At 57.5% G+C, this 25,100-nt stretch carries 30 protein-coding genes; 12 read left to right on the forward strand and 18 right to left on the reverse strand.

The features are described from left to right. The first annotated feature begins 10 nt into the window (after positions 1-10). Positions 11-1,168 carry a Do family serine endopeptidase AlgW gene (gene algW, locus ACP7BO_RS07780; protein WP_060695065.1) on the forward strand — a complete coding sequence of 386 codons (1,158 nt, stop codon included), beginning with the start codon at positions 11-13 and terminating at the stop codon, positions 1,166-1,168. 106 nt (positions 1,169-1,274) lie between these two features. Here algW and hisC read toward each other — a convergent pair whose 3' ends face one another. The 10 genes from hisC to ACP7BO_RS07830 all read right to left on the reverse strand — a co-directional run bounded on the left by hisC (position 1,275) and on the right by ACP7BO_RS07830 (position 9,323). Next, positions 1,275-2,327 carry a histidinol-phosphate transaminase gene (gene hisC, locus ACP7BO_RS07785; protein WP_426209424.1) on the reverse strand — a complete coding sequence of 351 codons (1,053 nt, stop codon included), beginning with the start codon at positions 2,325-2,327 and terminating at the stop codon, positions 1,275-1,277. Between the two features lie 2 nt (positions 2,328-2,329). Next, positions 2,330-3,658 (reverse strand): histidinol dehydrogenase, encoded by a 1,329-nt coding sequence (gene hisD, locus ACP7BO_RS07790; protein WP_060695069.1) that lies wholly within the window; start codon positions 3,656-3,658, stop codon positions 2,330-2,332. A 149-nt stretch (positions 3,659-3,807) separates the two neighbouring features. After that, on the reverse strand, positions 3,808-4,443 hold the full coding sequence (gene hisG / locus ACP7BO_RS07795; protein ID WP_060695071.1) for an ATP phosphoribosyltransferase: 636 nt from the start codon (positions 4,441-4,443) through the stop codon (positions 3,808-3,810). Positions 4,444-4,625: 182 nt separating this feature from the next. Then, entirely contained in the window at positions 4,626-5,891 is a 1,266-nt protein-coding gene (gene murA, locus ACP7BO_RS07800) for a UDP-N-acetylglucosamine 1-carboxyvinyltransferase (RefSeq protein WP_060695073.1), read from the reverse strand. 31 nt (positions 5,892-5,922) lie between these two features. Continuing rightward, the gene (locus ACP7BO_RS07805) at positions 5,923-6,162 is read right to left on the reverse strand and encodes a BolA family protein (protein ID WP_003439919.1); all 240 of its coding nucleotides are present in this window, start codon (positions 6,160-6,162) and stop codon (positions 5,923-5,925) included. A gap of 114 nt (positions 6,163-6,276) precedes the next feature. Further along, a complete protein-coding gene (locus ACP7BO_RS07810) occupies positions 6,277-6,582 on the reverse strand; it encodes an STAS domain-containing protein (protein WP_073509557.1) in 306 nt (101 codons plus the stop codon). Continuing rightward, positions 6,579-7,238 carry an MlaC/ttg2D family ABC transporter substrate-binding protein gene (locus ACP7BO_RS07815; RefSeq protein WP_060695077.1) on the reverse strand — a complete coding sequence of 220 codons (660 nt, stop codon included), beginning with the start codon at positions 7,236-7,238 and terminating at the stop codon, positions 6,579-6,581. The genes ACP7BO_RS07810 and ACP7BO_RS07815 overlap by 4 nt, the downstream gene beginning before the upstream one ends. Positions 7,239-7,249: 11 nt before the next feature. Continuing rightward, a complete protein-coding gene (mlaD, locus tag ACP7BO_RS07820; RefSeq protein ID WP_060695079.1) occupies positions 7,250-7,717 on the reverse strand; it encodes an outer membrane lipid asymmetry maintenance protein MlaD in 468 nt (155 codons plus the stop codon). Next, a complete protein-coding gene (gene mlaE / locus ACP7BO_RS07825; RefSeq protein ID WP_060695081.1) occupies positions 7,717-8,514 on the reverse strand; it encodes a lipid asymmetry maintenance ABC transporter permease subunit MlaE in 798 nt (265 codons plus the stop codon). Before mlaE ends, mlaD begins: the two co-directional genes overlap by 1 nt. Next, positions 8,514-9,323 carry an ATP-binding cassette domain-containing protein gene (locus tag ACP7BO_RS07830; RefSeq protein WP_060695083.1) on the reverse strand — a complete coding sequence of 270 codons (810 nt, stop codon included), beginning with the start codon at positions 9,321-9,323 and terminating at the stop codon, positions 8,514-8,516. The genes mlaE and ACP7BO_RS07830 overlap by 1 nt, the downstream gene beginning before the upstream one ends. Before the next feature lie 282 nt (positions 9,324-9,605). Here ACP7BO_RS07830 and ACP7BO_RS07835 point away from each other — a divergent pair, with 282 nt between their 5' ends. The 10 genes from ACP7BO_RS07835 to ACP7BO_RS07880 all read left to right on the forward strand — a co-directional run bounded on the left by ACP7BO_RS07835 (position 9,606) and on the right by ACP7BO_RS07880 (position 16,630). After that, a complete protein-coding gene (locus ACP7BO_RS07835; protein ID WP_060695084.1) occupies positions 9,606-10,580 on the forward strand; it encodes a KpsF/GutQ family sugar-phosphate isomerase in 975 nt (324 codons plus the stop codon). Then, entirely contained in the window at positions 10,580-11,104 is a 525-nt protein-coding gene (locus ACP7BO_RS07840) for a KdsC family phosphatase (RefSeq protein ID WP_060695086.1), read from the forward strand. The genes ACP7BO_RS07835 and ACP7BO_RS07840 overlap by 1 nt, the downstream gene beginning before the upstream one ends. Before the next feature lie 8 nt (positions 11,105-11,112). After that, positions 11,113-11,685, forward strand: a complete 573-nt coding sequence (gene lptC / locus ACP7BO_RS07845) for an LPS export ABC transporter periplasmic protein LptC (RefSeq protein ID WP_060695088.1) — start codon at positions 11,113-11,115, stop codon at positions 11,683-11,685. Further along, a complete protein-coding gene (gene lptA / locus ACP7BO_RS07850; protein ID WP_060695089.1) occupies positions 11,672-12,217 on the forward strand; it encodes a lipopolysaccharide transport periplasmic protein LptA in 546 nt (181 codons plus the stop codon). Before lptC ends, lptA begins: the two co-directional genes overlap by 14 nt. Then, on the forward strand, positions 12,217-12,942 hold the full coding sequence (lptB, locus tag ACP7BO_RS07855) for an LPS export ABC transporter ATP-binding protein (RefSeq protein ID WP_060695091.1): 726 nt from the start codon (positions 12,217-12,219) through the stop codon (positions 12,940-12,942). The genes lptA and lptB overlap by 1 nt, the downstream gene beginning before the upstream one ends. A 183-nt stretch (positions 12,943-13,125) precedes the next feature. Continuing rightward, on the forward strand, positions 13,126-14,619 hold the full coding sequence (locus ACP7BO_RS07860) for an RNA polymerase factor sigma-54 (RefSeq protein WP_397454767.1): 1,494 nt from the start codon (positions 13,126-13,128) through the stop codon (positions 14,617-14,619). A 76-nt stretch (positions 14,620-14,695) separates the two neighbouring features. Continuing rightward, complete coding sequence (gene hpf / locus ACP7BO_RS07865) at positions 14,696-15,004, forward strand: ribosome hibernation-promoting factor, HPF/YfiA family (RefSeq protein WP_060695094.1); 309 nt, start codon at positions 14,696-14,698, stop codon at positions 15,002-15,004. 12 nt (positions 15,005-15,016) lie between these two features. Then, positions 15,017-15,478, forward strand: a complete 462-nt coding sequence (gene ptsN / locus ACP7BO_RS07870) for a PTS IIA-like nitrogen regulatory protein PtsN (RefSeq protein WP_060695096.1) — start codon at positions 15,017-15,019, stop codon at positions 15,476-15,478. 5 nt (positions 15,479-15,483) lie between these two features. Then, complete coding sequence (gene rapZ / locus ACP7BO_RS07875; RefSeq protein ID WP_060695098.1) at positions 15,484-16,341, forward strand: RNase adapter RapZ; 858 nt, start codon at positions 15,484-15,486, stop codon at positions 16,339-16,341. A 16-nt stretch (positions 16,342-16,357) separates the two neighbouring features. Beyond that, positions 16,358-16,630, forward strand: a complete 273-nt coding sequence (locus tag ACP7BO_RS07880) for an HPr family phosphocarrier protein (RefSeq protein ID WP_073509554.1) — start codon at positions 16,358-16,360, stop codon at positions 16,628-16,630. A gap of 46 nt (positions 16,631-16,676) precedes the next feature. Here the strand turns inward: ACP7BO_RS07880 and ACP7BO_RS07885 are convergent, their stop codons facing one another. The 6 genes from ACP7BO_RS07885 to pmbA all read right to left on the reverse strand — a co-directional run bounded on the left by ACP7BO_RS07885 (position 16,677) and on the right by pmbA (position 21,952). Continuing rightward, on the reverse strand, positions 16,677-17,570 hold the full coding sequence (locus ACP7BO_RS07885) for a ZIP family metal transporter (RefSeq protein ID WP_426209435.1): 894 nt from the start codon (positions 17,568-17,570) through the stop codon (positions 16,677-16,679). 27 nt (positions 17,571-17,597) lie between these two features. Continuing rightward, a complete protein-coding gene (locus tag ACP7BO_RS07890; RefSeq protein WP_397454770.1) occupies positions 17,598-18,209 on the reverse strand; it encodes a superoxide dismutase in 612 nt (203 codons plus the stop codon). 1 nt (position 18,210) lies between these two features. Next, entirely contained in the window at positions 18,211-18,660 is a 450-nt protein-coding gene (locus ACP7BO_RS07895; RefSeq protein ID WP_060695107.1) for a hypothetical protein, read from the reverse strand. Between the two features lie 26 nt (positions 18,661-18,686). Next, positions 18,687-20,063 carry a class II fumarate hydratase gene (locus ACP7BO_RS07900; RefSeq protein WP_397454772.1) on the reverse strand — a complete coding sequence of 459 codons (1,377 nt, stop codon included), beginning with the start codon at positions 20,061-20,063 and terminating at the stop codon, positions 18,687-18,689. Beyond that, the gene (locus ACP7BO_RS07905) at positions 20,056-20,451 is read right to left on the reverse strand and encodes a hypothetical protein (protein ID WP_060695112.1); all 396 of its coding nucleotides are present in this window, start codon (positions 20,449-20,451) and stop codon (positions 20,056-20,058) included. Before ACP7BO_RS07905 ends, ACP7BO_RS07900 begins: the two co-directional genes overlap by 8 nt. Positions 20,452-20,605: 154 nt before the next feature. Further along, entirely contained in the window at positions 20,606-21,952 is a 1,347-nt protein-coding gene (gene pmbA / locus ACP7BO_RS07910) for a metalloprotease PmbA (protein WP_426209438.1), read from the reverse strand. A 107-nt stretch (positions 21,953-22,059) separates the two neighbouring features. On the opposite strand from pmbA, the gene yjgA reads away from it, so the two are divergent. Beyond that, positions 22,060-22,581, forward strand: coding sequence for a ribosome biogenesis factor YjgA (yjgA, locus tag ACP7BO_RS07915; protein WP_003439877.1), 522 nt, complete (start codon positions 22,060-22,062; stop codon positions 22,579-22,581). 45 nt (positions 22,582-22,626) lie between these two features. Here yjgA and tldD read toward each other — a convergent pair whose 3' ends face one another. Together tldD and ACP7BO_RS07925 are read right to left on the reverse strand one after the other, a co-directional pair. Continuing rightward, positions 22,627-24,069 (reverse strand): metalloprotease TldD, encoded by a 1,443-nt coding sequence (tldD, locus tag ACP7BO_RS07920; protein ID WP_426209440.1) that lies wholly within the window; start codon positions 24,067-24,069, stop codon positions 22,627-22,629. A gap of 177 nt (positions 24,070-24,246) precedes the next feature. Then, on the reverse strand, positions 24,247-25,086 hold the full coding sequence (locus tag ACP7BO_RS07925) for a carbon-nitrogen hydrolase family protein (protein WP_073509550.1): 840 nt from the start codon (positions 25,084-25,086) through the stop codon (positions 24,247-24,249). Positions 25,087-25,100 lie beyond the last annotated feature (14 nt).

The following is a 25,100-nucleotide window of genomic DNA, read 5'->3' on the forward strand; positions in this document are numbered from 1 at the left end:
ACTGAGTTCAATGTTTAAGGCTTTGCGTTATTCCGGCTGGCCACTACTGGCGGGCGTGCTTGTCGCCATGCTGATTATTCAGCGATACCCACAGTGGGTCGGGCTGCCGAGCCAGGACGTTAATCTGCAGCAGGCCCCGCAAACCACTTACGTGCAGCAGGGGCCGGTCACCTATGCCGACGCCGTGACCCGCGCGGCGCCAGCAGTGGCCAACCTGTACACCACCAAAGTGGTGAACAAAAACGCCAAGCCCCTGTTCGAAGATCCGCAGTTCCGGCACTTCTTCGGCAATAACGCGCCCAAGCAAAAACGTATGGAGTCCAGCCTCGGTTCGGCGGTCATCATGAGCCCCGAGGGCTATTTGCTGACCAACAACCACGTGGTGACAGGCGCCGACCAGATTGTGGTGGCGCTCAAGGACGGTCGCGAAACACTGGCCCGGGTGATTGGCAGCGATCCGGAAACAGACCTGGCGGTACTCAAGATCGATTTGAAAAACCTGCCAGCGATCACCATCGGCCGCTCGGACACCCTGCGCATCGGCGATATCGCACTGGCGATCGGCAACCCGTTCGGGGTCGGCCAGACCACCACCATGGGCATCATCAGTGCCACCGGCCGCAATCAGTTGGGGCTGAACAACTATGAAGACTTCATTCAGACGGACGCCGCGATCAACCCCGGCAACTCCGGTGGCGCGCTGGTGGATGCCAATGGCAACCTGACCGGCATCAACACTGCAATTTTCTCCAAGTCCGGTGGTTCACAAGGCATAGGCTTTGCGATCCCGATCAACCTGGCGATGGAAGTCATGAAGTCGATTATCGAACACGGGCAAGTGATTCGAGGCTGGCTGGGCATTGAGGTGCAGCCGTTGACTGCGGAGCTGGCCGAGTCGTTCGGGCTGGGTACACGCCCGGGGATTGTGGTGGCGGGGATTTTCCGTGACGGTCCGGCGCAAAAAGCCGGCCTGCAATTGGGCGATGTGATCTTGAGCATTGACGGTGCACCGGCAAGCGATGGCCGCCGCTCAATGAATCAAGTGGCTCGCATCAAGCCTTCGGACAAAGTGTCGATTGTTGTGATGCGCAATGGCAAAGAGCTGAAGCTCACTGCCGAGGTTGGCCTGCGTCCACCGCAAGAGCAGCCGCCGCAGCAAGAGGAATAACCTGTATTACCTGTATTACCTGTAGGAGCGAGCTTGCTCGCGATCTTTTAGAAGCTCGCGAGCACTCGAGCGTCGACCGGCTGCTCCTACAGAGTGGTGGCGGTGTTTACAGGTCGGACAGGCCTTCAATCAGCGCCGCATTCTGCTCCGGCGTGCCGATGGTTATGCGCAGGAACTGGGCAATGCGCAGTTGTTTGAAGTGACGCACGATCACCCCCTGCCCCCGCAATTTTGCCGCCAGCGCAGCTGCATCATGTTCCGGATGACGGGCGAAGATGAAGTTCGCCGCCGATGGCAGCACCTCGAACCCCAGCGCCTTTAGCTGCCCGACCACTTGCTCGCGGCTGTCGATCACCACTTTGCAGGTGTGTTCGAAATACTCGCGATCCTCGAACGCCGCGGCAGCACCGGCAATTGCCATGCGATCCAGCGGGTAGGAGTTGAAGCTGTTTTTGATCCGCTCCAGCGCCTCGATCAGGTCGGGATGCCCCACTGCCAGGCCCACACGCAAACCGGCCAGCGAGCGGGACTTGGACAGGGTTTGGGTCACCAGCAGGTTCGGGTAGCGATCTACCAGGCTGATGGCCGTCTCGCCACCAAAGTCGATATAGGCCTCATCCACCACCACCACTGAATCCGGGCTGGCCTGGAGTATCTGCTCAATGGCATCCAGCGCCAGCAGGCAGCCGGTCGGTGCATTCGGGTTAGGGAAGATGATCCCGCCATTAGGTCTGGCGTAATCCGCAGGCTGGATCTGGAACTGCTCATCCAGTGGCACTGCGTCGAATTCGATGCCATACAGGCCGCAGTAAACCGGGTAGAAGCTGTAGCTGATGTCCGGAAACAGCAACGGCTTGTCGTGCTGGAACAGACCGTTGAAAACGTGGGCCAATACTTCGTCGGACCCGTTACCCACAAACACCTGGCCGGTCTGCACGCCGTAATACTCGGCCACCGCCAGCTTGAGCTGGTCGCTGTTGGGGTCCGGGTACAAACGCAGGTTGTCGTTTATCTGCGCCTGCATCGCCGCCAGTGCTTTTGGCGAAGGCCCGTAGGGGTTTTCATTGGTATTGAGCTTGACCAGCCTGGCCAGTTTCGGTTGTTCGCCCGGTACGTAGGGCACCAGTTCTTTAACGAACGGACTCCAGAATTTACTCATGCTTATTGCCCCTGTTCACTATCAGCAATGATCCGGTATTCGGCACTACGGGCGTGGCCGGTCAGTGACTCTCCGCGGGCGAGAATCGAAGCCGTCTTGCCCAGGTCGGAAGCGCCCTGCTCAGAACAGAAGATGATCGAGGAGCGCTTCTGGAAGTCATACACACCCAGGGGCGATGAGAAACGCGCGGTACCGGACGTAGGCAATACGTGGTTAGGACCGGCGCAATAGTCGCCAAGAGCCTCAGAGGTGTGACGGCCCATGAAGATCGCACCGGCGTGGCGGATCTGCGGCAGCCAGGCTTGCGGGTCGGCAACCGACAATTCAAGGTGTTCCGGGGCGATGCGGTTGGCAACGTCGATGGCTTGCTGCATGTCATTGACCAGAATCAGCGCACCACGACCATTGATCGAGGTGTTGATGATTTCAGCACGCTCCATGGTTGGCAGCAGTTTGGCGATGCTGGCCGCCACTTTGTCGAGGAACTCGGCGTCGGGGCTGACCAGAATGGCTTGGGCGTCTTCGTCGTGTTCGGCCTGCGAGAACAGGTCCATGGCGATCCAGTCCGGATCAGTCTGGCCATCGCACACCACCAGGATCTCCGAAGGGCCGGCGATCATGTCGATACCGACCTGACCGAACACGTGCCGCTTGGCAGTGGCAACGTAGATGTTGCCGGGACCGACCACCTTGTCGACTTTTGGCACGCTTTCGGTGCCGTAAGCCAATGCCGCAACCGCCTGCGCGCCACCGATGGTGAACACCCGGTCAACCCCTGCGATGCAGGCAGCGGCCAGCACCAACTCGTTAAGTTCGCCACGGGGCGTCGGCACGACCATTACCACTTCGGTAACGCCTGCCACCTTGGCCGGAATCGCGTTCATCAATACCGAAGACGGGTACGAAGCCTTGCCGCCGGGAACGTACAGGCCTGCACGATCCAGCGGTGTGACTTTCTGGCCCAGCACCGTGCCGTCGGCCTCGGTGTAGCTCCAGGAGTCCTGTTTCTGTTTTTCGTGGTAGCTGCGAACCCGCTGCGCGGCTTTTTCCAGCGCTTCACGCTGAGGGGCCGTGATGCGGGTCAAAGCCAGCTCAAGGCGTTCGCGCGGCAGGATCAAGTCTGCCATCGAGTTAACGCTCAGCCCGTCAAAACGCTGAGTGAACTCAACCAGTGCAGCGTCGCCGCGTTCGCGCACGGCTTTGATGATGTCGAGCACACGCTGGTTGACCGAGTCGTCAGACACACTTTCCCAGCTCAGCAGATGATCCAGATGCTGCGCGAAGTCCGGGTCAGCAGCGTTGAGTCGGCGAATTGCAGTGGGAGCGGTCATAGCGAGGGCCTCGGAAATTGGCGAATGCTTAGAGTTTATGGTTTTGCACAGCACAGGCACCGCAAGACTACCAAGCCATCCGCGCGGGTACCTGAGATTTCTGGCTATTACACGGATGGATGGGCGCGACTCAAGGTCGCGCAGGTGAGTCAGCCGCGGTGTCGCGACTCCACTGCTTTGCGCAGGGTGTCGATCAGGGCTTGAATACGGGCGTGCTGCATTTTCATCGAAGCCTTGTTGACCACCAGGCGGGAGCTGATGGCGGCAATGAAGTCCTGAGGTTCCAGGCCATTGGCACGCAAGGTGTTACCGGTATCGACCACGTCGATGATCTTGTCGGCCAGGCCAATCAGCGGAGCCAGTTCCATCGAGCCGTACAGCTTGATGATGTCGACCTGACGGCCTTGCTCGGCGTAATAGCGCTTGGCGACATTGACGAACTTGGTGGCTACGCGCAGGCGGCCTTTGGGCTCGGCGACACCGATGGCACCGGCAGTCATCAGTTTGCACTGGGCAATCTGAAGGTCCAGAGGCTCGTAGAGGCCTTGGCCACCGTATTCCATCAACACGTCTTTACCGGCCACACCGAGGTCGGCAGCGCCATGCTCTACATAGGTAGGCACGTCGGTGGCACGTACGATCAGCAGGCGAACGTCGGGCTGGGAAGTCGGGATGATCAGCTTGCGGCTTTTGTCCGGATTCTCGGTCGGCACAATACCCGCTTCAGCCAGAAGCGGCAGGGTGTCGTCAAGGATACGGCCCTTGGACAGTGCAATGGTCAACATGGGAAACGTAAGTCCTTATCAGGGTACTTATGTCCGGTCACAAGCGGTGCCGGACATGCATCGAGCCTGATAATCAGGCTCGACTTGAACGATTCGAGGCCAGGTAAGGTAACGCTTGCAAGCCATTACGTCACCTGGCGGCTGGACACTATCCCTGTGCCCATGATGCCAGACAGCAAAAACTAGCCCGGAACGCGGCGGATTTTGGCACCCAGCATTTGCAGTTTTTCTTCGATGCACTCGTAGCCACGGTCTATGTGGTAGATGCGATCGATCAGGGTGTCGCCCTCAGCTACCAGTGCCGAGATCACCAGGCTGGCCGAAGCCCGCAGGTCGGTCGCCATGACTGGCGCACCCTTGAGGGTTTCAGTACCGGTGACGATGGCAGTGTTGCCTTCGACCTGGATCTTGGCGCCCATGCGGTGCAGTTCGTACACGTGCATGAAGCGGTTTTCGAAGATGGTTTCGATCACCGCACCAGTGCCTTCGGCAATGGCGTTAAGCGAAATGAACTGCGCCTGCATGTCGGTCGGGAACGCCGGGTACGGTGCTGTACGCACGTTCACCGCTTTAGGGCGCTTGCCGTGCATGTTCAGCTCGATCCAGTCTTCACCGGTGGTGATCTCGGCGCCAGCTTCCTTGAGTTTTTCAAGAACGGCTTCGAGGATGGTCGGATCGGTATCCTTGACCTTGACCCGGCCACCGGTCACTGCCGCCGCTACCAGGTAAGTACCGGTCTCGATACGGTCCGGCATGACCTTGTAAGTGGTCGGGTGCAGCTTCTCGACGCCATCGATGATGATGGTGTCAGTGCCAGCACCACTGACCTTGGCGCCCATGGCGTTCAGGAAGTTGGCCAGGTCGACGACTTCAGGCTCGCGAGCAGAGTTCTGCAAAACACTGCGGCCTTTGGCCAGGGCTGCGGCCATCATGATGTTTTCGGTACCGGTCACACTGACGGTATCGAAGAAGAAGTTGGCACCGCGCAAGCCGCCTTCTGGGGCCTTGGCTTTAATGTAGCCGCCTTCAACGTCGATCTCTGCGCCCATGGCTTCAAGGCCACGGATGTGCAGGTCAACTGGACGCGAACCAATTGCGCAACCGCCTGGCAATGCAACTTCAGCGTAACCAAAACGCGCAACCATCGGCCCCAGTACCAGGATCGACGCACGCATGGTTTTAACCAGCTCGTACGGTGCCACCAGGGTTTTGATGGTATTCGGGTTGATTTCAACACTGAGCTTTTCATCGATCACGGGCTCAATGCCCATACGACCGAACAGTTCGATCATGGTGGTGATGTCGTGCAAGTGCGGCAGGTTGGCAACGGTTACCGGGCCATCGCACAGCAAGGTTGCAGCCAGAATCGGCAGAGCGGAGTTTTTCGCCCCGGAAATGCGGATTTCGCCATCAAGACGAACACCACCAGTAATAATCAATTTATCCATAACAATCTCGACGCCAATGGGCTCAGGGGGCTCAGGTGCGCTCGGCCCAGGCCGCGCTGCTGAAGAATTTCATAGTGACCGCGTGGATGCTGCCATCAGCGATCCAGGGGTTCAAATGGGCATAGATGCTTTGTTGACGCTTAACCGGGCTCAAGGCCACCAGTTCGTCACTAATCACGTTCAGCTGAAAGTTGCAGCCTTCGCCCTCAACTTCTACCTGGGTTCCAGGCAGCTTTCCTTCAAGAAAGCTCTTCACTTCTACGGCCTGCATGCTCAACCTCAATCGGCGCCTAACGCGCGCGGGTCGGCCATCATACAAAAAAGCCCCGCGCCTGCGAACCCCATATCACAGGGCTCTGACGGAGGGCTTTTCTATAAATGGCTATTAATGATTTGCCAGCAATTCGGTCAAACCCGAAACCTGAGCGATTTCGCGCATGTCTTCGGGCATTGCCCGAATGCTCAATGGCTTGTTCTGGGCTTGTGCATCACGGATGTAACAGAGCAGCAATGACAAACCGACGCTGCTTGATTTAGTGACCGCCGAGCAATCCACGACCAAAGCCTTGGCCAGCGCCTTTTTGATCAGGGCCTGGCCTTCCTTGCGCAAGCGAGGACCGGTCTGATAGTCGAGCACGCCGCTCAGGCGCAGCTCGCTTTCGCCGGCCAGTGTCACAGCCGCTTCACTCATTGGCCGGCAGCCTTGGGAGCTGCTTGATCGGTCACTTCCTTGGCCTTGGCAACTTCGCCGGCCCAGTTATCAATGGTCTTGTCCAGATTGTTGCCATTGCGCTGCATGGCGTCGGCGAACTGATCACGGAACAGCTTGCCAATGTTGATGCCATTGATAATCACGTTACGTACTTTCCACTCGCCATTGACCTTGTTAAGGGTGTAGGACAGCGGATAAATCGCGCCATTGTCGCCCGTCACAATCATGTCGACGCTGGTGCGATCGCCACTTTCATCCTTGGCCGGCTTAACTTCGATGCCTTTATTCTTGAACTCGAGCAAGGCATTGCCATAGAACTGCATCAGGCTGCGTTTGAAGTTTTCCTGGAATCGCTGCATTTGCGCCGGTGTGGCGTTGCGCGAGTACTTCACGGTCATGATGCTTTTGGAAATACCGTCGACATCCACCACAGGCCCGACAATGCCATTCAGGGCATCGTAGAACTTGCTCGGATTGGTCTTGTACAGATCTTTATTAGCAGACAGGTCTGCCAATAAACGGGTAGTCGTATCTGAAACGATGTCGTGGGCAGATTGCCCCGGAGCAGCATTTGCCACAATAGGAAGGGCTGCTGCCAGAATTACCAGCAGGCCACGGCGCAAGAGAGAAATCATCTAAAAGCTCCTTATTTGGCTTCTTTGCTAACGGTATTCATCAAAAACTTGCCGATCAGGTCTTCAAGGACCAGTGACGATTGCGTGTCGTGAATGGTTCCACCGTCCTTGAGTACGGTGTCTTCGCCGCCAACGCTGATACCGATGTATTTCTCGCCCAGTAAGCCCGCGGTGAGAATAGACGCTGTCGAATCGGTCGGCAGGTTATCCACGCGCTTTTCCAGTTGCAGGGTGACCCGGGCAGTGTAGTTGTCACGGTCCAGATCAACTGCAGTGACCTTGCCGATGGTCACGCCCGCCATGGTGACTTTGGCACGCACAGTCAGACCGGCAATATTGTCAAAGTAGGCGTAGAGCTTATAGGTATCGGTGCTGGCGGTCGGGGACAGTCCACTGACTCGCAGGGCAAGCAACAATAAAGCCAGGATGCCAGCCAGCAAAAACAGGCCGACACCGATTTCCATGGTGCGGTTTTGCATCAGAAATCTCCAAACATCAAGGCAGTCAAAATAAAGTCCAGCCCGAGGACTGCCAGCGAGGCATACACCACGGTCTTGGTAGTGGCACGGCTGATCCCCTCTGAAGTGGGCTCACAGTCATAACCTTGGAACACGGCAATCCAGGTCACCACAAAGGCAAAAACGATGCTTTTGATGATCCCGTTAAGTACGTCACCACTGAAGGTTACGCTGTTTTGCATGTTGGCCCAGTATGAGCCGTCATAGACGCCCAGCCAGTCAACAGCTACCCAGGAACCGCCCCAGATCCCGACCACACTGAAAATCATCGCCAGTATTGGCAAAGAAATGAAGCCGGCCCACAAACGTGGCGCAATGATGTATTTGAGCGGGTCGACCCCGATCATTTCCAGGCTGGACAGCTGCTCGCTGGATTTCATGTTGCCAATCTCGGCGGTCAAGGCAGACCCCGCCCGCCCGGCAAACAACAGTGCAGTGACCACCGGCCCCAGCTCGCGCAGAAGCGTCAGGGCAACCATCTGCCCGACCGCCTGCTCGGAGCCGTAGCTGGACAGGATACTGAAGCCTTGCAGCGCCAGGACCATGCCGATAAACACACCGGACACCACGATAATCACCAGCGACATGACGCCTACGGAGTGCAATTGTTTGAGCAACAATCCGAAACCGCCACCAATGCCGCCCCGCCCCAGCAATGAATGAAACAGGAATATCGCCGAACGCCCCAGTACCGAGACAATGTCGATCCCGGCCCGGCCGAACAATCCGACGCGGTCCATAATTGAATGCTTGCGCATCAGCGCTTCCCCAGAAGATCGGTTCGGTAGTCCGAGGCCGGAAAGTGGAACGGAACCGGGCCATCCGGATCGCCATTCATGAACTGGCGAATGCGCGGGTTATCGGCGTTCATCAGTTCTTCAGGCGTACCCTGACCCAGCACCTGGCCATCACCGACTACATACAGATAGTCAGCAATGCTCGCTGTTTCAGCCAGATCGTGAGAGACCACGATACTGGTGATGCCCAACGCATCATTGAGCAGGCGAATCAGGCGTACCAAAACCCCCATCGCGATCGGATCCTGCCCGACAAAGGGTTCGTCATACATCAGGATTTGCGGGTCCAAAGCAATCGCCCGTGCCAGGGCAACCCGGCGCTTCATGCCACCGGACAACTCATCGGGCATCAGGTCAATGGCTCCGCGCAGTCCCACCGCCTGCAATTTAAGCAGCACGATGTCGCGAATCATTTCTTCCGGCAACTGGGTGTGAACCCGCAGCGGGAAGGCCACGTTCTCGAACACGTCCAGGTCAGTGAACAGCGCCCCGCTCTGAAACAACACCCCCATGTGCTTGCGGGCATCGAACAGATCGCTGCGCGACAGCGTCGGCAGGTTCTGACCGTTGACCCACACCTCTCCGCTGTTGGGACGCAGTTGCATTCCCATCAAACGTAAAAGGGTGGTCTTGCCGCAGCCGGAAGGCCCCATGATTCCCGTGACCTTGCCACGCGGAATCAGAATATCGACATTATTGAAGATGCTGCGCGTACCGCGCTTGAAGGACACTCCCTTCAGCTCGACCGCGTAGGCGTTATCGGCGCTCATCTAAACTCCTTGCGATGCAGCCTCTGCCTCTCACCCGGACACTTTGCTCCTTGATATAAGGAGCGCGTTCCCTGAGCGGGCCGAACTGGCGGCGAACTATACCACTGCTCATAGTGACCGCCCAAGGCCGAAGGAGTGCCGTATCAGGTTCCAGACAGCGAAATAAAGTCGATTCAGGCAGGAGTTTGTAGCAAGTGACAACAAAGCACGACGATCTAGCGTGAGGGAATGGCGCATAACCGCTATAATCTTTGCCTTTTCTCAGGCTATCCGACTTCAAACATGAGCCAATCCAGCGACCTGATCCAATCTGCCCAACGCACCATCCGCCTCGAACTGGAAGCCGTAGAAGGTTTACTGGCTCATATCGACGCTGATTTTGTACGCGCTTGCGAGATGATTTTGGCCAGTAAGGGCCGGGTAGTCGTGGTCGGCATGGGCAAGTCCGGGCACATCGGCAACAAAATTGCTGCAACCCTGGCCAGTACCGGCACCACCGCCTTTTTCGTCCACCCGGCGGAAGCCAGCCATGGCGACATGGGCATGATTACCCGCGACGACATCATCCTCGCGCTGTCCAACTCGGGATCGACGGCTGAAATTGTCACCCTGCTGCCGCTGATCAAGCGTTTGGGCATCCAGTTGATCAGCATGACCGGCAACCCCGAGTCGCCACTGGCGAAGGCCGCCGATGTCAGCCTCGACGCCCGCGTGGCCCAGGAGGCCTGCCCGCTAAATCTGGCGCCGACCTCCTCCACCACAGCAACCTTGGTGCTGGGTGATGCCCTGGCCATAGCACTGCTCGAGGCGCGCGGCTTTACCGCTGAAGACTTTGCCTTTTCGCATCCGGGTGGAGCCCTGGGCCGTCGCCTGCTATTGAAAGTCGAAAACGTCATGCATTCGGGCGAAGAGCTGCCGCAGGTTGTACGCGGTACATTGCTCAAGGAGGCATTGATGGAGATGACTCACAAAGGCCTCGGCATGACCGTAGTTATAGAAGAAGATGGTCGCCTGGCCGGCATCTTCACTGACGGTGACTTGCGCCGCACTCTGGATCGCGAAATCGATATCCGCAATGCCAGCATCGATGCTGTCATGACCCCGCACGGCAAAACCGCCCGGGCCGACATGCTTGCCGCCGAAGCCTTGAAAATTATGGAAGACCACAAAATCAGCGCGCTGGTTGTTGTCGACAAGGAAGACCGCCCGGTTGGCGCCTTGAACATGCACGACTTGCTACGCGCAGGAGTGATGTAATGACCCTCGAACTACTTAAGCGTGGCAAAGACATCAAACTGGCAATCTTCGACGTTGATGGTGTTTTGACTGACGGTCGCCTGTACTTCCTCGAAGACGGCAGCGAGTTCAAGACTTTCAACACACTCGACGGCCAGGGCATCAAGATGCTGATGGCTGCTGGAGTTCAGACCGCAATTATCAGCGGCCGAAAAACACCCGTGGTTGAACGACGCGCACAAAATCTGGGCATCGGGCACCTGTACCAGGGCCGTGAAGACAAGTTGGTGGTATTGGACGAACTTCTTGGCCAACTCAACCTAAGCTATGAACAGGTCGCCTATTTAGGCGATGATCTGCCTGATTTGCCAGTTATCCGCCGGGTTGGCCTGGGCATGGCAGTAGCCAATGCTGCCAGCTTTGTTCGCGAGCACGCCCATGGCGTCACTCAGGCACGTGGCGGTGAAGGTGCCGCACGCGAATTCTGCGAATTGATTTTGCGCGCTCAAGGCCGCTTAGACGCAGCCCACGCAGCCTACCTATAGAGTTTTCCATGCTGAGCAAAAAGATCCGGAACATCCTGTTATTCACGGTCATTGCTGCGCTGTTCGCATCAGTTGGCTACTGGAATATCAGCCCCGAACGTTTTCTCGATACCCCTAAAGCGGCCGTCGATGAAACCGCTATCGATTATTACGCCCTTAACGCGCGCAGCCTGCAATTCTTGCCGGACGGCAAACTGCAGTATGAAATGACATCCGACAAGATTGAGCATCTGCAGGCATCCGAGGTCACCCTGATGACCAAGCCCGACCTGCAAATGTACCGCGGCACAGCTTTCCCGTGGCACGTACAGAGTGAGCGCGGAGAAGTTAACCCGGACGGCACCGAAGTCGAGTTGATCGACTCGGTACGCGTGGCCCGTACAGATGAAAAAAATCGCACTACGATTATTACCAGTTCCCGCATGACTGTATTCCCCCAGAAGCAATATGCGCAGACCGAGCAAGACGTTAGAATTGACGGCGCTGGCGGCGTAACAACTGGCAAGGGCATGAAAGCATATTTGAAAGACGGCAGGATGGACCTGCTGTCCAACGTAAGAGGACAGTATGAGTCTCGTTAAAACCCTCCCTTTATTGCTCAGCCTGAGCGCAGCACTGGGAAGCGTGAGCGCCTGGGCCCTGCCGAACGATAACGAACAGCCAATCCGCATCCAGGCCAATGAAGCACAGCTGGATGACAAACAAGGTGTCGCGACCTACAAGGGCGATGTGATCATCACCCAGGGTTCGATGAAGATCACCGGCAACACGGTCACTATCACTCGCAACGCTGCGGGTGAAATTGACATCGTGACCTCGGTCGGCAACCTGGCGTATTTCGAGCAGTTGCAAAAAGCCACCGACCCCAAGCCGGTTCAGGCTTATGCCGTAACCATTCAATACCATGCGCCACAAAACCGCATTGTGCTGATCGACAAAGCCAAAGTGATCAACGACGGCAACACCACCGAAGGCGAGAAAATCGTCTATGACACGGTGAAACAGGTCGCAAATGCCGGGCGTGCGAACGGTACCAACGTAACTGCACCGCGCCCACGTATCGACATGGTGATCCAGCCGAAGAAGAAAACCGACCAGCAGAAGGCCCAGTAATGGCAACTCTGAAAGCCCAGCATTTGGCCAAAAGCTACAAGAGTCGCCAAGTGGTGCGTGATGTCAGCCTGTCAATCGACAGCGGGCAAATCGTAGGTTTGCTCGGCCCTAACGGTGCCGGCAAAACCACATGCTTCTACATGATTGTCGGCCTGGTTCAGGCTGACCAGGGACGCGTACTGATCGACGACCTGGATGTCAGCCATCAGCCCATGCACGGCCGCGCGCGCGCCGGCATTGGCTACTTGCCGCAAGAAGCCTCCATCTTCCGCAAGCTGTCGGTCGCCGATAACATCATGGCGATCCTGGAGACCCGCAAGGAGCTCGACAAGGCCGGTCGCCGCAAAGAGCTGGAAAGCCTGCTTCAGGAATTCCACATCAGCCACATCCGCGACAACCTGGGCATGAGCCTGTCCGGCGGTGAACGTCGCCGGGTCGAAATTGCCCGGGCACTGGCAACCGCCCCCAAGTTCATCCTCCTTGACGAACCTTTTGCAGGCGTTGACCCGATATCCGTGGGCGACATCAAGCAAATCATTCATCACCTCAAGGCCAAGGGCATTGGCGTACTGATCACCGATCACAACGTCCGTGAAACCCTCGATATCTGCGAAACCGCCTATATCGTCAATGACGGACAACTGATCGCTGAAGGTGATGCTGAAACGATTCTGGCCAACGAGTTGGTAAGAGAAGTTTACCTGGGCCACGAGTTCCGCCTGTAAAGCCTGCTACATCGCGAACTCCGGGGCGCCAAGGCAGCAGAAAGTCCGCATGATTTTTATTATCTTGGCGCTCTAGGCAAACGCACCGGTTTCAGGCATATAATTTGCTTATGTTTGGCGCTCACGCGCCTTGGTAGTGGATGGCGCCATGCGCGCCGGCGAATAAGGTCTTAAGCCCCAGCCATGAAACCATCGCTAGTCCTGAGAATGGGCCAGCAGCTGACGATGACACCGCAGCTGCAACAGGCCATCCGCCTGCTCCAATTGTCGACCCTGGACCTGCAACAGGAAATCCAGGAGGCCCTGGAATCCAATCCGATGCTCGAACGCCAGGAAGACGGCGACGACTTCGATAATTCAGATCCCCTGGCCGACAATATCGAGCAAAAACCCAACAGCGACATTCAGGAACCTTCCTACCAGGAATCCGCACCGACTGTGGATAACCTGGAGGAAGGCGACTGGAACGAACGCATTCCCAATGAGCTTCCCGTCGACACTGCCTGGGAAGACGTTTATCAAACCAGCGCCAGCAGCCTGCCCAGCAACGATGATGACGAGTGGGACTTCACCACGCGCACCTCTGCCGGCGAGAGCCTGCAAAGCCACCTGTTGTGGCAACTGAACCTGGCCCCGATGTCTGACACCGACCGACTGATCGGCGTGACCCTCATCGACTGCATCAACAATCAGGGCTATCTCGACGAAAGCCTGGAAGAGATCCTTGAAGCATTCGATCCAGAGCTGGATATTGAACTTGATGAGATCGAAGCCGTTCTGCACCGTATTCAGCAGTTCGAACCGGCCGGCATTGGTGCACGCAACCTGAGCGAGTGCCTGCTGTTGCAATTACGTCAGCTGCCTGCAAACACCCCTTGGCTGAACGAAGCCAAACGCTTGGTGAGTGATTACATCGACCTGCTGGGTGCCCGCGACTACAGCCAGCTCATGCGCCGCATGAAGCTCAAAGAAGACGAACTGCGCCAGGTCATCGAACGGGTACAAAGCCTTAATCCCCGCCCTGGATCGCAGATCGAATCCGGCGAAGCCGAATACGTCGTACCCGATGTGATCGTTCGCAAAGACAACGAGCGCTGGCTGGTGGAGCTCAACCAGGAATCAGTGCCGCGCCTGCGGGTCAACCCGCAGTACGCAGGCTTCGTACGGCGTGCCGACACCAGCGCCGACAACACCTTCATGCGCAATCAGCTGCAGGAAGCGCGCTGGTTCATCAAAAGCCTGCAAAGCCGCAACGAAACCCTGATGAAAGTGGCGACCCAGATCGTCGAGCATCAACGCGGTTTTCTGGAGTATGGCGACGAAGCAATGAAGCCACTGGTGCTGCATGACATTGCAGAAGCGGTCGGCATGCACGAGTCCACCATCTCCCGCGTTACGACACAGAAATTCATGCATACCCCACGCGGTATTTATGAATTGAAGTACTTTTTCTCCAGCCATGTCAGCACCTCGGAAGGCGGTGAATGCTCGTCCACTGCAATACGTGCCATCATCAAAAAACTGGTAGCGGCTGAAAATCAGAAAAAGCCGTTGAGTGACAGCAAGATCGCTGGTTTACTGGAGGCACAAGGTATTCAGGTGGCCCGTCGCACCGTCGCCAAGTACCGCGAATCCCTCGGGATAGCGCCTTCGAGCGAACGCAAGCGTTTGATGTAAGCCACGGGTCACAGCGTTTCAGTGGCAGGTAGCTCGGCCTGCCACTTTATGCAATGGCAACAGAAGGAGAAACTGCATGCAAGTCAACATCAGTGGACAACATCTGGAAGTCACCCAAGCGCTCCGCGACTCGATCAATGAAAAATTCGCACGACTGGAACGTCACTTCGACAAAATCACCAATGTGCAGGTGATTCTCTCTGTTGAAAAACTTCAACAGAAAATCGAGGCCACACTCAATATTCACGGTGGCGAAGTTGTCGGTAATGCCGTAAATGAAGACATGTACGCGGCCATCGACAGCCTTTACGAGAAGCTTGATCGCCAACTGAAAAAGCATAAGGAAAAGACCCTAAGCCTGCTCCAGGGCGCAACGGGTCGTTAATACCCCCTACCCATGATTCGACTTGAAAATATCCTGACCCCCGGCCGTTCTTTGGTGAACGCGCCGGGTGGCAGTAAAAAGCGCGCACTCGAACAAATTGCCACCCTGATCAGCCGCGAAGTGCCGGGTCTGGAAATGCAAGATGTCTTCGAGAGCCTTATTGCACGTGAAAAACTCGGATCTACGGGTTTTGGTAACGGCATCGCCATCCCTCATTGCCGCCTCAAGGGCTGCGAGTCGCCTGTTAGCGCCTTGCTGCATCTTGAAGCTCCCATAGATTTCGACGCCATCGATGGCGCGCCGGTCGACCTGCTGTTCGTTTTACTGGTGCCAGAAGCGGCAACCGATGCACACCTGGAACTGCTCCGGCAGATCGCCAGCATGCTCGATCGCAAAGAAGTGCGTGAGAGATTACGCAATGCACCCAGTAACGAAGCGCTGTATCAGGTTGTTCTGGACGTACAGAACGGTTAACTATCATGCGCTTAGTCATTGTCAGCGGACGCTCCGGCTCCGGAAAAAGTACCGCCCTCGCCGTCCTCGAAGATAACGGTTTCTATTGTATCGACAACTTGCCAGCCGGCTTGCTGCCGGAGTTGGCGGAACGTGCACTGATTCATACTGAACTGGCACAACCGCTGGTGGCGGTATCGATTGATGCGCGAAACCTGCCAAGCCACTTGTCACGCTTTCCGCAGTTGCTTGAAGAAGTACGCAACCGGCATATCCAGTGTGATGTGTTGTTCCTCGACGCCGACGAAGAGACCTTGCTCAAGCGCTTCTCGGAAACACGACGGCGTCATCCGCTCAGCAGCGCAAGCCGTTCGCTGGCCGAGGCCATTCGAGACGAGACCCAATTGCTCGGACCGATTGCCGACCTTGCAGACCTGACCATCAACACCACTAACCTGAACCTGTATCAGCTGCGCGATACCATCAAACTGCGCCTGCTGAACAAGCCTGAACCCGGCACCGCCTTTTTGGTCGAGTCGTTTGGCTTCAAGCGCGGCATGCCGGTCGATGCCGATCTGGTTTTTGATGTGCGCTGCTTGCCCAACCCGTACTGGAAGCCTGAACTGCGCGAGTTGTCAGGGCTGGATCAACCCGTCGCGGATTATCTGGCAGCACAACCTGATGTCGAAGAGATGTTCCAGGACATCTCCAGCTACCTGCTTAAGTGGCTACCCCGCTTCGCCGCCAGCAACCGCGCATATGTCACCATCGGCATCGGCTGCACGGGTGGTCATCACCGCTCTGTTTACCTCACCGAACGGCTCGGTCAATGCCTGCAACAAACTCTGAAGAATGTCCAGGTTCGCCACCGCGACCTTACTTGAAAGGATCAACCCCGCAATGCCTGCACTGGAAATTGAAATCATCAACAAGCTGGGCCTGCACGCTCGGGCATCCGCCAAGTTCGTCGGCATTGCAGGACAGTTTCCATGCCAGATCAGAGCAGGACGCACCCCGGAGTCAATGGTAGACGGCAAAAGCATCATGGCCATGATGATGCTTGCCGCCGGCAAGGGCACAAAAATCCATCTCAAGACTGAAGGCGAGCAAGAACAGGAAGCACTGGATGCGCTGGTCAAACTCATCAACAACTACTTTGATGAGGGCGAGTAACCATAGCGGGAATGTTGACCGACCTCCCACTGCCGTTTTCAGCGCCCTACCCCAAGGCCGTATCCATCACCATCATCAAGCAAAACCCGACGCACAATCCCAGGCTTGCCAGCTTCTCGTGACCGTTGCGCCGCGACTCGGGAATCACTTCTTGTGTCACCACCAACAGCATTGCCCCTGCTGCCAGTGCCAGCCCCAATGGCAACAACACCTCGGCCAAATTAACCAGCCAGGCGCAGAGCACCGCAAATACAGGCTCGACCAGCCCTGAGGCTGCACCAATCAGGAACGCCTTGACCCGCGACATCCCGGCACCCGCCAACACTAATGCGATCACCAGCCCTTCCGGAACATCCTGCAGGGCGATGCCCATCGCCAGGCTGTCGGCATCCGGCATACCACCACCCGCCGACACCCCGACCGCCATCCCCTCAGGGATGTTGTGCGCCACAATCGCAATGATAAACAACCAGATACGCGGAGCAATCGCCGGCTCCCCCGGGCGATTGAGAAGCATTTCAGGTCCGGCTGCGCAGACTTTACGGTCAACCAGAAACAGGCTGAACGCACCCAGCATGATACCCGCACTGACCAGCCCACTTGCCCCCCAGGATGACAACCCCAGGCCTTGAGCCGCCGCAATGCCGGGCACAATCAACGAGAACGCTGTGGCCGCCAGCATCACGCCGGCGCCAAAGCCCAACAAGGTATCACTCACCGCCACCGGCATTTTGCGGATCACCAGTACCGGCACCGCGCCCAGAGCTGTGCCCAACGCACAGAGTGATCCGCCTTGAAGTGCCCGTAACATTCTTGGCTCAAGGTCCAGCCAGACCAGTCCTTTGGCCACCAGCAAGGCCGTGCCCGCCAACAGCAAGAGCGTGCCGAGGGCATAACGGAACATCCGCACACCACCGACCGCTAATAGTTGCGTGCCCATAATCGACCTGAATCCTTTTCAGCGTTATCAGGCAACCGCTGCCTGATAACGGCGCGCCACTTCCGGCCAGTTGATCACGTTGTAAAACGCATTAATGTATTCCGGGCGACGGTTTTGATAGCGCAGATAGTAAGCGTGCTCCCACACGTCCAGCCCCAGAATCGGCGTGTTGCCATTCATCAACGGGCTGTCCTGATTACCACTGCTCTCGACCACCAGCGTTTTTTGCGGGGTCACGCTCAACCATGCCCAGCCGCTGCCGAAACGGGTCAGGGCGGCCTTGGTAAAGTTATCCTTGAACACCTCAAGCCCACCCAGCTGCTCATCAATTGCCTTGGCCAATACGCCGTCCGGGCGCCCGCCGCCCTGAGGGCTCATGACTTCCCAAAACAGCGAGTGGTTGGCATGCCCGCCGCCTTGATTGATGACCGCAGCCCGCAGTTTTTCGGGAAGTTGCTGAACACCGGCGACCAGTTTTTCTACTGGCCATTGCGCCCACTCAGTCCCGTCAACGGCGGCGTTGAGATTATTGATGTAGGTCTGGTGATGCTTGGTGTAGTGAATTTCCATGGTTTGCGCATCAATATGCGGCTCAAGTGCATCGTAGGCATAAGGCAACGCAGGCAAGGTAAAAGTCATATCAATGTGCTCCTGAATGATGGCCGCTGACGGTTGAGAACTCGTGACCGGTCTGAGCCACGTTACTTTTGAGCAACAGACTGGACCGCGGGTATTCGCCGTGATCACTGATGAAGTTCAAAAGCTCGACATAGGTTTTGCTGCTCTGGCGCAGCGCGGCTTCGCGCAACGCAGAGGTCAGACGAGGGTTCTGCATGGTTTGCAGCAAGCGCTGGTGAATCGCACAGAGGTACTCGACGCTCTCCTCTGGCTGGTTAAGGCGTAAATGCAGATCCGCCAGGTTGTGGTGTGAAATAACGCAGGCTGCCACTGCTTCGTCGGCATCACTCCAGCGCTCGAACAGTACCTGGGCCAGCGCGAGAGCCTGCAAGTAGTGCTCTCGAGCATCGACCAGCTCGCCCACAGCGAAACAGCGATTGGCTCTTTCGATCGTGCGTCTCCAGTGCTCCATGTGAACCTCCAAAGCAGTGTCCAGGGTTAAACGCCGCCGGCAGTCAGTTTCTCGGGGTCTAGCAAGACCTCAAGCTGACTGCGCGACAGGTCTGTGTATTCAAGGGCAACGTCAATCACCGGCCGCCCCTGTTGATAGGCGGCCTTGGCAATTTCAGCGGCCTTTTGATAACCAATGATCGGATTCAGGGCCGTCACCAGGATCGGATTGCGCGACAGCGCTTCCTTAAGCTTGGCGTCGTTAACTTTGAAGCTGGCGATCGCCTTGTCAGCCAGTAAACGACTGGAATTGGCCAGCAATTCGATGCTGCTCAGCAGGTTCTGGGCAATCACCGGCAGCATCACATTCAGTTCGAAGTTGCCGGATTGACCGGCGATGGTGATCACCGCGTCGTTGCCAATCACCTGTGCTGCGACCATGGCCGTGGCTTCAGGAATCACCGGATTGACCTTGCCCGGCATGATCGAAGACCCCGGCTGCAAGGCCTCAAGCTCGATTTCACCCAAGCCGGCCAGCGGGCCGGAGTTCATCCAGCGCAGGTCATTGGCGATCTTCATCAGCGATACGGCCGTGGCCTTGAGCTGGCCCGAGACGCAAACAGCGGTGTCCTGGGAACCGATCAAGGCAAACAGGTCTTGGCCTGGCGTGAACGGTACATTGGTCAATGCACTGAGCTGCTGACTGAACAAACCTGCGAACTGCGGATGGGCGTTGATCCCGGTACCCACGGCAGTGCCGCCCTGGGCCAGCGATTGCAGCGCAGGCTGCAGGTTGTGCAAGTGCCCGATATTGGCCTTGAGCTGTTGTGCCCAGCCATTGAGGACCTGGCTCATGCGCACGGGCATGGCGTCCATCAAGTGCGTTCGGCCGGTTTTGACATAGACGTGAACCTGTTCAGCCTTATGCTCAATCACCTGCACCAGATGGGTCAGCGCGGGCAGCAGTTGCTCATGCAGGCCCAGCGCCGCGCTGACATGGATGGTGGTGGGAATGATGTCGTTGCTGCTTTGCCCGCAGTTGACATGATCATTCGGATTAACCGCCTCTCCCAATACCCGGGTGGCCAGCGTGGCAATCACTTCGTTGGCATTCATGTTGGAACTGGTGCCCGAACCGGTCTGGAAAATATCCACCGGGAAGTGTTCCATGAAGTCTGCGGCCAAAAGGATTTGCACAGCCTCGACAATGGCGTTGCCCTGCGCCTCGCTGATCTGCTCGAGTTCAACGTTGGCCCTGGCAGCAGCAGCTTTGGCCAGGATCAGGGCGCGAATGAATTGCGCGGGCATACGCTGATGACTGATCGGGAAGTTATCCACCGCACGCTGGGTCTGGGCGCCATACAGCGCGGCCTCAGGTACGTGCAATTGGCCCATGCTGTCACGTTCTATACGCGTATTACTCATCAGGAAATCCTTGCAGCAGTTCTGTTAAAGAAATTGATGGCTCGAGCTCGCAGGTTGCCAATTGCCAGGCAAAGCTTTGCCAGCGCTTGAGGCGGCAGGTACACAGGGCTTGAGTTTCGATATCGCGCAACGGGCGCCACGCGTGGTCCAGGCACAGGGTGCGCCACTGCCAGGGCAGCGCGGTGTCGCTTGCCGTGTCCAGCAGCAGCCGGAAAGTGGTCACGGCAATCGTCCAGGGTGACGTTGACGTGCAGGCGGCCAGATAACGGCCTTCGGCCAGGTAATGCTCAATCAGGCGCGGTTCGTCAGGCGCCAGCCCGCAACGGATCTGACGGCTCATCCAGCGCCAGCTTTCCAGATAAGGCCCTTCATGCAAGGCAGAACTCATGACCCGGGCTCACTCGATAATGAGACTCATTATTAAGCGATATTGATTATCAAAACAAGCCTGCTTGAGGATGTGCCGCACAAGCCTGTTCCTGCGGGTAAAAAAAAGGCGTATCACCGAATAAGTGATACGCCCTGATTAGCAGCACACAGCGTTAACTGCCAGCCACCATCATTCGCTCAATGAGTACTGAACCGGTGCGGATGTTGCTGCGCAACTCCAGGTCATTACCCACGGCAACGATCTGCTTGAACATGTCGCGCATGTTGCCGGCAATGGTCACTTCCTGAACCGGGAACTGGATCTCGCCGTTTTCGACCCAGAAACCTGCGGCGCCACGGGAATAATCGCCCGTAACCATGTTCAGCCCGCTGCCCATCAGCTCGGTGACGAACAGGCCGCGCCCCATGCGCCGGATCAGCGCGGCCTGGTCTTCATCACCATGGGTCACGAACAGGTTGTGCACGCCGCCCGCGTTGGCGGTGCTTGGCAGGCCCAGCTTGCGTCCGGAATAGGTGCTGAGGATGTAGGACACCAGCTCGCCGTCTTTGATGAACGGTTTGGCGTAGGTAGCCAGGCCATCGTTATCAAACGACGAGCTGCCCATGGCACGCATCAAGTGCGGACGCTCATCCAGGGTCAACCATTCAGGGAAAATCTGCTGGCCCATGGCATCCAGCAAGAAGGACGACTTGCGGTACAGGTTGCCCCCCGAGATCGCCCCCAGGAAGCTGCCGAACAAACCACCGGCCAGTTCGGCCGAGAACAGCACCGGCACTTCGCAGGTAGGCACCGGGCGCGAGCCCAAACGACGGGCCGCGCGTTCTGCAGCGCGCTGACCGATGGTTGCCGCATCCATCAACAGCTCGCCCTGGCAGTTAACGTCATACCAGTAGTCGCGCTGCATCTGGCCGTCGCCTTCAGCAATCATCACGCAGCTCAGGCTGTGCCGGGTCGAAGCCGAACCACCGGTAAACCCGTTGCTGTTGCCGTACACACGGCAGCCCTGGTGGGTGCTGAGGGTCGTGCCATCGGCATTTTTGATCCGGCTGTCGGCATCGAATGCCGCAGCTTCACAAGCCAGCGCCTTCTCGATGGCTTGTTCGGGGGTGATGTCCCAGGTATGAAAAACATCAAAGTCTTTCAGGTCACGCGCCATCAGGCTGGCGTCTGCCAGGCCCGAACTTTCATCTTCTGATGTGTGCTTGGCGATGGCCAGGGCTGCAGCAACCGTTTCGCGGATAGCATCAGGGCCGGTAGCCGAGGTGCTGGCCGAACCCTTGCGCTGCCCCACGTAGAGCGTGATACCAAAACCCTGGTCACGATTGAACTCAACGGTTTCAACTTCACGCTGGCGTACAGAGGTCGACAGGCCCTGCTCCAGCGACACTGCAACTTCACAGGCACTGGCACCCTGGCGCTTTGCTTCAGCGATGATTTGCTCGACCTGCTCTTGCAGTGCCGGCAAGGCCTGCGGGCCGACGCTTTGTACTGCACTCATGGTTTTCTCCACTCAAATTCTGTTTTCGGCAGGGCCGCCGAGCGACCGGGCCGGACAAGCGGCCCCCGACTGGTTATCATGGCGGCGTTTCTTTGCGGACTGCCACCATGGTTGATTCTTACGACGACGCCTTCGACGGCGAAAAAAGCAAAACACAGGTCAAAAAAGAGCTGCATGCTCTGGTTGATCTGGGCGAGCGTCTCACGACACTCAAGCCTGATTTGCTGAAAAAACTGCCTTTGACCGACGCCTTGCGCAAGGCTCTGGCAGATGCTCCAAAACACACGGCCAATATTGCGCGCAAGCGCCATATGATGTTCATCGGCAAGCTGATGCGCGATCAACCGATCGACGAAATCCTTGCATTGATTGATCAAGTAGATGCCTCTTCTCGCCAATACAACGAACGTTTCCACGGACTCGAACGCTGGCGTGACCGCTTGATCGCGGGCTCCGACGACGTACTTGAAAAGTTCGTTGCCGATTTCCCCGAGACCGACCGCCAGCAATTGCGTTCGCTCGTACGTCAGGCTCAACACGAACTTGCCCATAACAAGGCGCCGGCCGCAAGCCGCAAATTGTTCAAGTACATTCGTGACCTGGACGAGGTTCAACGCGGTCTGCGTTGATCCCCGACCAATGGGTGGGTTGCATTGCAGCCCACCCAGTCTTTATCACCCGCCCGTACCGCCGACGGTGATCGCGTCAATCTTCAAGGTTGGCTGGCCAACACCCACCGGCACCGACTGTCCATCCTTGCCACAGGTTCCCACGCCGCTGTCCAGCGCCAGATCGTTACCGACCATCGACACCTTGCTCATCGCTTCCGGCCCGTTGCCAATCAGGGTCGCGCCTTTGATCGGGTAAGTGATTTTGCCGTCCTCGATCATGTACGCCTCACTGGTGGAGAACACGAACTTGCCGCTGGTGATATCCACCTGTCCGCCGCCCAGATTCGCGCAATAAATGCCTTTCTTCACCGATGCGATGATTTCTGCCGGATCACTTTCGCCACCCAGCATGTAAGTGTTGGTCATGCGCGGCATCGGCAAATGCGCGTAAGACTCGCGACGACCGTTGCCAGTGCGGGCCACACCCATCAGTCGTGCATTGAGCTTGTCCTGCATGTAACCCTTGAGCACACCATTTTCGATCAGCGTCGTGCACTCGGTAGGGGTGCCTTCGTCATCCACGCTCAACGAGCCACGACGACCCGCCAGGGTGCCGTCATCGACGATGGTGCACAGCTTGGAGGCGACCATCTCGCCCATGCGCCCGCTGTAGGCCGAACTGCCCTTACGGTTGAAATCGCCTTCCAGACCATGGCCAACGGCTTCGTGCAGCAGTACGCCGGACCAGCCGGAACCCAGTACCACCGGCATGGTGCCCGCCGGAGCCGGCACGGCCTCAAGGTTGACCAGTGCCTGACGCAGCGCCTCACGGGCATACCCCATGGCACGGTCTTCAGTAAGGAAGTAGCGGTAATCGGTACGCCCCCCGCCGCCATGGCCGCCGCGCTCGCGACGGCCATTTTGCTCGACGATCACACTCACGTTGAAGCGCACCAAAGGCCGTACATCCGCAGCCAGGCCGCCGTCGGTGGATGCCACCAGAATGCGTTCCCAGACCCCGGCCATACTCACGGTGACCTGTTGAATACGAGGGTCGAGCGCCCGGGTGGCAGCATCGACACGCTTGAGCAGCTCGACTTTTTCTGCGCGGCTGATGACCTCAAGCGGGTTATCCGGCGCATACAGCTGAGCGACATCTTGCGTGGTGAAGGCTTGAACGGTGCCGTTTTGCCCGGCACGCGAGATCGATCGCGCAGCACGTGCAGCCAGACCCAGTGCATCCAGGGTGATGGCGTTGCTGTAGGCAAATCCGGTTTTTTCGCCGGATTGCGCACGTACGCCTACACCCTGGTCAAGGTTGAAGCTGCCTTCTTTGACAATGCCGTCTTCCAGGGCCCAGGACTCGGATATCTGGCCCTGGAAATACAAATCTGCCGCATCAATGCCTGGCCCGGCCAGATCACCCAAAACGCTTTGCAGGCTTTCAATGGTGACACCGCCCGGTGCCAACAGATGTTCGCTGACTGAGGTCAACAAGTCGCTCATATTCACTCCGTCTTGGCCCCTGCTTCAGCATCTTTGAGCGCTGAACCCACGGGCCTGAAAATTACTGCGGGAGCCAGCTTGCTGGCGATGCAGACAACTGGATCTGTCTGGCGCACTGCCGTGCTGCTATCGCTGGCAAGTCAGCTCCCACAAAAAATGCATCTAACCGAAACGGCTCTAAACTTGCTTCTGTGCGCCCTGCGAAAAAAAACGCCGATGGTTCACCACCGGCATGCGGGCCCTGATGGCCGCTTGTTCTACGCTGTCACGCTCGGCCAGCAACACCCCTTCGCCTTTGGCCTGCTCTGCCAGCACCCGCCCCCAAGGGTCGATTATTGCGGCATGCCCCCAGGTTTCACGCGGCCCGGGATGTTCCCCACCCTGGGCTGCGGCCAACAGGTAGCATTGAGTTTCTATAGCCCGCGCACGAATCAGTACATCCCAGTGCGCCTCGCCGGTAACCGCGGTAAAAGCCGAAGGCGCGCTAATCAATTCAGCGCCAGCTGCCCTTAACTCGCTATACAGCTCCGGAAAACGCAGGTCGTAGCAGACGCTAAGGCCCAGTTTGCCTACCGGGGTATCGGCTACTACTACCCGGGTGCCCGGCGCATAGTCATCGGATTCACGGTAACGACCACGACTGTCAGACACGTCCACATCAAACAGGTGCAGTTTGTCGTATCGCGCTGCCTGCTCGCCATCGGCATTGATCAACAATGAACAGGCGTTGACCTTAGCGTTTGGTTGCCCCTCGGGCGGCAGCGGTAAAGTGCCTGCCACTATCCATAAGTTGAGGTCACGAGCAGTCTGTTTCAACCATGGCAGGATCGGCCCCTGCCCCATGGCCTCGGCGCGACCGATATCGACGACATCGCGCCGGCCCATCGCCGCGAAATTTTCCGGCAGTACGGCCAGCTGCGCGCCGCGCTCTGCGGCCTGCTCCAGCAGACGCCGGGCCTGGGCCAGATTGGCCAGCACGTCGCTCTGACTGACCATTTGAATCACTGCAAGCGACATGGCGCACTCCTTGA

The organism is Pseudomonas sp. TWR2-1-1, assembly GCF_049897045.1.
GTDB lineage: Bacteria > Pseudomonadota > Gammaproteobacteria > Pseudomonadales > Pseudomonadaceae > Aquipseudomonas > Aquipseudomonas versuta.

Bases quoted from the DNA above. Each gene is read 5' to 3' on its own strand.
- algW (WP_060695065.1), top strand. From the start codon at position 11: ATGTTTAAGGCTTTGCGTTATTCCGGCTGGCCACTACTGGCGGGCGTG.
- hisC (WP_426209424.1), bottom strand. From the start codon at position 2,327: ATGAGTAAATTCTGGAGTCCGTTCGTTAAAGAACTGGTGCCCTACGTA.
- hisD (WP_060695069.1), bottom strand. From the start codon at position 3,658: ATGACCGCTCCCACTGCAATTCGCCGACTCAACGCTGCTGACCCGGAC.
- hisG (WP_060695071.1), bottom strand. From the start codon at position 4,443: ATGTTGACCATTGCACTGTCCAAGGGCCGTATCCTTGACGACACCCTG.
- murA (WP_060695073.1), bottom strand. From the start codon at position 5,891: ATGGATAAATTGATTATTACTGGTGGTGTTCGTCTTGATGGCGAAATC.
- ACP7BO_RS07805 (WP_003439919.1), bottom strand. From the start codon at position 6,162: ATGCAGGCCGTAGAAGTGAAGAGCTTTCTTGAAGGAAAGCTGCCTGGA.
- ACP7BO_RS07810 (WP_073509557.1), bottom strand. From the start codon at position 6,582: ATGAGTGAAGCGGCTGTGACACTGGCCGGCGAAAGCGAGCTGCGCCTG.
- ACP7BO_RS07815 (WP_060695077.1), bottom strand. From the start codon at position 7,238: ATGATTTCTCTCTTGCGCCGTGGCCTGCTGGTAATTCTGGCAGCAGCC.
- mlaD (WP_060695079.1), bottom strand. From the start codon at position 7,717: ATGCAAAACCGCACCATGGAAATCGGTGTCGGCCTGTTTTTGCTGGCT.
- mlaE (WP_060695081.1), bottom strand. From the start codon at position 8,514: ATGCGCAAGCATTCAATTATGGACCGCGTCGGATTGTTCGGCCGGGCC.
- ACP7BO_RS07830 (WP_060695083.1), bottom strand. From the start codon at position 9,323: ATGAGCGCCGATAACGCCTACGCGGTCGAGCTGAAGGGAGTGTCCTTC.
- ACP7BO_RS07835 (WP_060695084.1), top strand. From the start codon at position 9,606: ATGAGCCAATCCAGCGACCTGATCCAATCTGCCCAACGCACCATCCGC.
- ACP7BO_RS07840 (WP_060695086.1), top strand. From the start codon at position 10,580: ATGACCCTCGAACTACTTAAGCGTGGCAAAGACATCAAACTGGCAATC.
- lptC (WP_060695088.1), top strand. From the start codon at position 11,113: ATGCTGAGCAAAAAGATCCGGAACATCCTGTTATTCACGGTCATTGCT.
- lptA (WP_060695089.1), top strand. From the start codon at position 11,672: ATGAGTCTCGTTAAAACCCTCCCTTTATTGCTCAGCCTGAGCGCAGCA.
- lptB (WP_060695091.1), top strand. From the start codon at position 12,217: ATGGCAACTCTGAAAGCCCAGCATTTGGCCAAAAGCTACAAGAGTCGC.
- ACP7BO_RS07860 (WP_397454767.1), top strand. From the start codon at position 13,126: ATGAAACCATCGCTAGTCCTGAGAATGGGCCAGCAGCTGACGATGACA.
- hpf (WP_060695094.1), top strand. From the start codon at position 14,696: ATGCAAGTCAACATCAGTGGACAACATCTGGAAGTCACCCAAGCGCTC.
- ptsN (WP_060695096.1), top strand. From the start codon at position 15,017: ATGATTCGACTTGAAAATATCCTGACCCCCGGCCGTTCTTTGGTGAAC.
- rapZ (WP_060695098.1), top strand. From the start codon at position 15,484: ATGCGCTTAGTCATTGTCAGCGGACGCTCCGGCTCCGGAAAAAGTACC.
- ACP7BO_RS07880 (WP_073509554.1), top strand. From the start codon at position 16,358: ATGCCTGCACTGGAAATTGAAATCATCAACAAGCTGGGCCTGCACGCT.
- ACP7BO_RS07885 (WP_426209435.1), bottom strand. From the start codon at position 17,570: ATGGGCACGCAACTATTAGCGGTCGGTGGTGTGCGGATGTTCCGTTAT.
- ACP7BO_RS07890 (WP_397454770.1), bottom strand. From the start codon at position 18,209: ATGACTTTTACCTTGCCTGCGTTGCCTTATGCCTACGATGCACTTGAG.
- ACP7BO_RS07895 (WP_060695107.1), bottom strand. From the start codon at position 18,660: ATGGAGCACTGGAGACGCACGATCGAAAGAGCCAATCGCTGTTTCGCT.
- ACP7BO_RS07900 (WP_397454772.1), bottom strand. From the start codon at position 20,063: ATGAGTAATACGCGTATAGAACGTGACAGCATGGGCCAATTGCACGTA.
- ACP7BO_RS07905 (WP_060695112.1), bottom strand. From the start codon at position 20,451: ATGAGTTCTGCCTTGCATGAAGGGCCTTATCTGGAAAGCTGGCGCTGG.
- pmbA (WP_426209438.1), bottom strand. From the start codon at position 21,952: ATGAGTGCAGTACAAAGCGTCGGCCCGCAGGCCTTGCCGGCACTGCAA.
- yjgA (WP_003439877.1), top strand. From the start codon at position 22,060: ATGGTTGATTCTTACGACGACGCCTTCGACGGCGAAAAAAGCAAAACA.
- tldD (WP_426209440.1), bottom strand. From the start codon at position 24,069: ATGAGCGACTTGTTGACCTCAGTCAGCGAACATCTGTTGGCACCGGGC.
- ACP7BO_RS07925 (WP_073509550.1), bottom strand. From the start codon at position 25,086: ATGTCGCTTGCAGTGATTCAAATGGTCAGTCAGAGCGACGTGCTGGCC.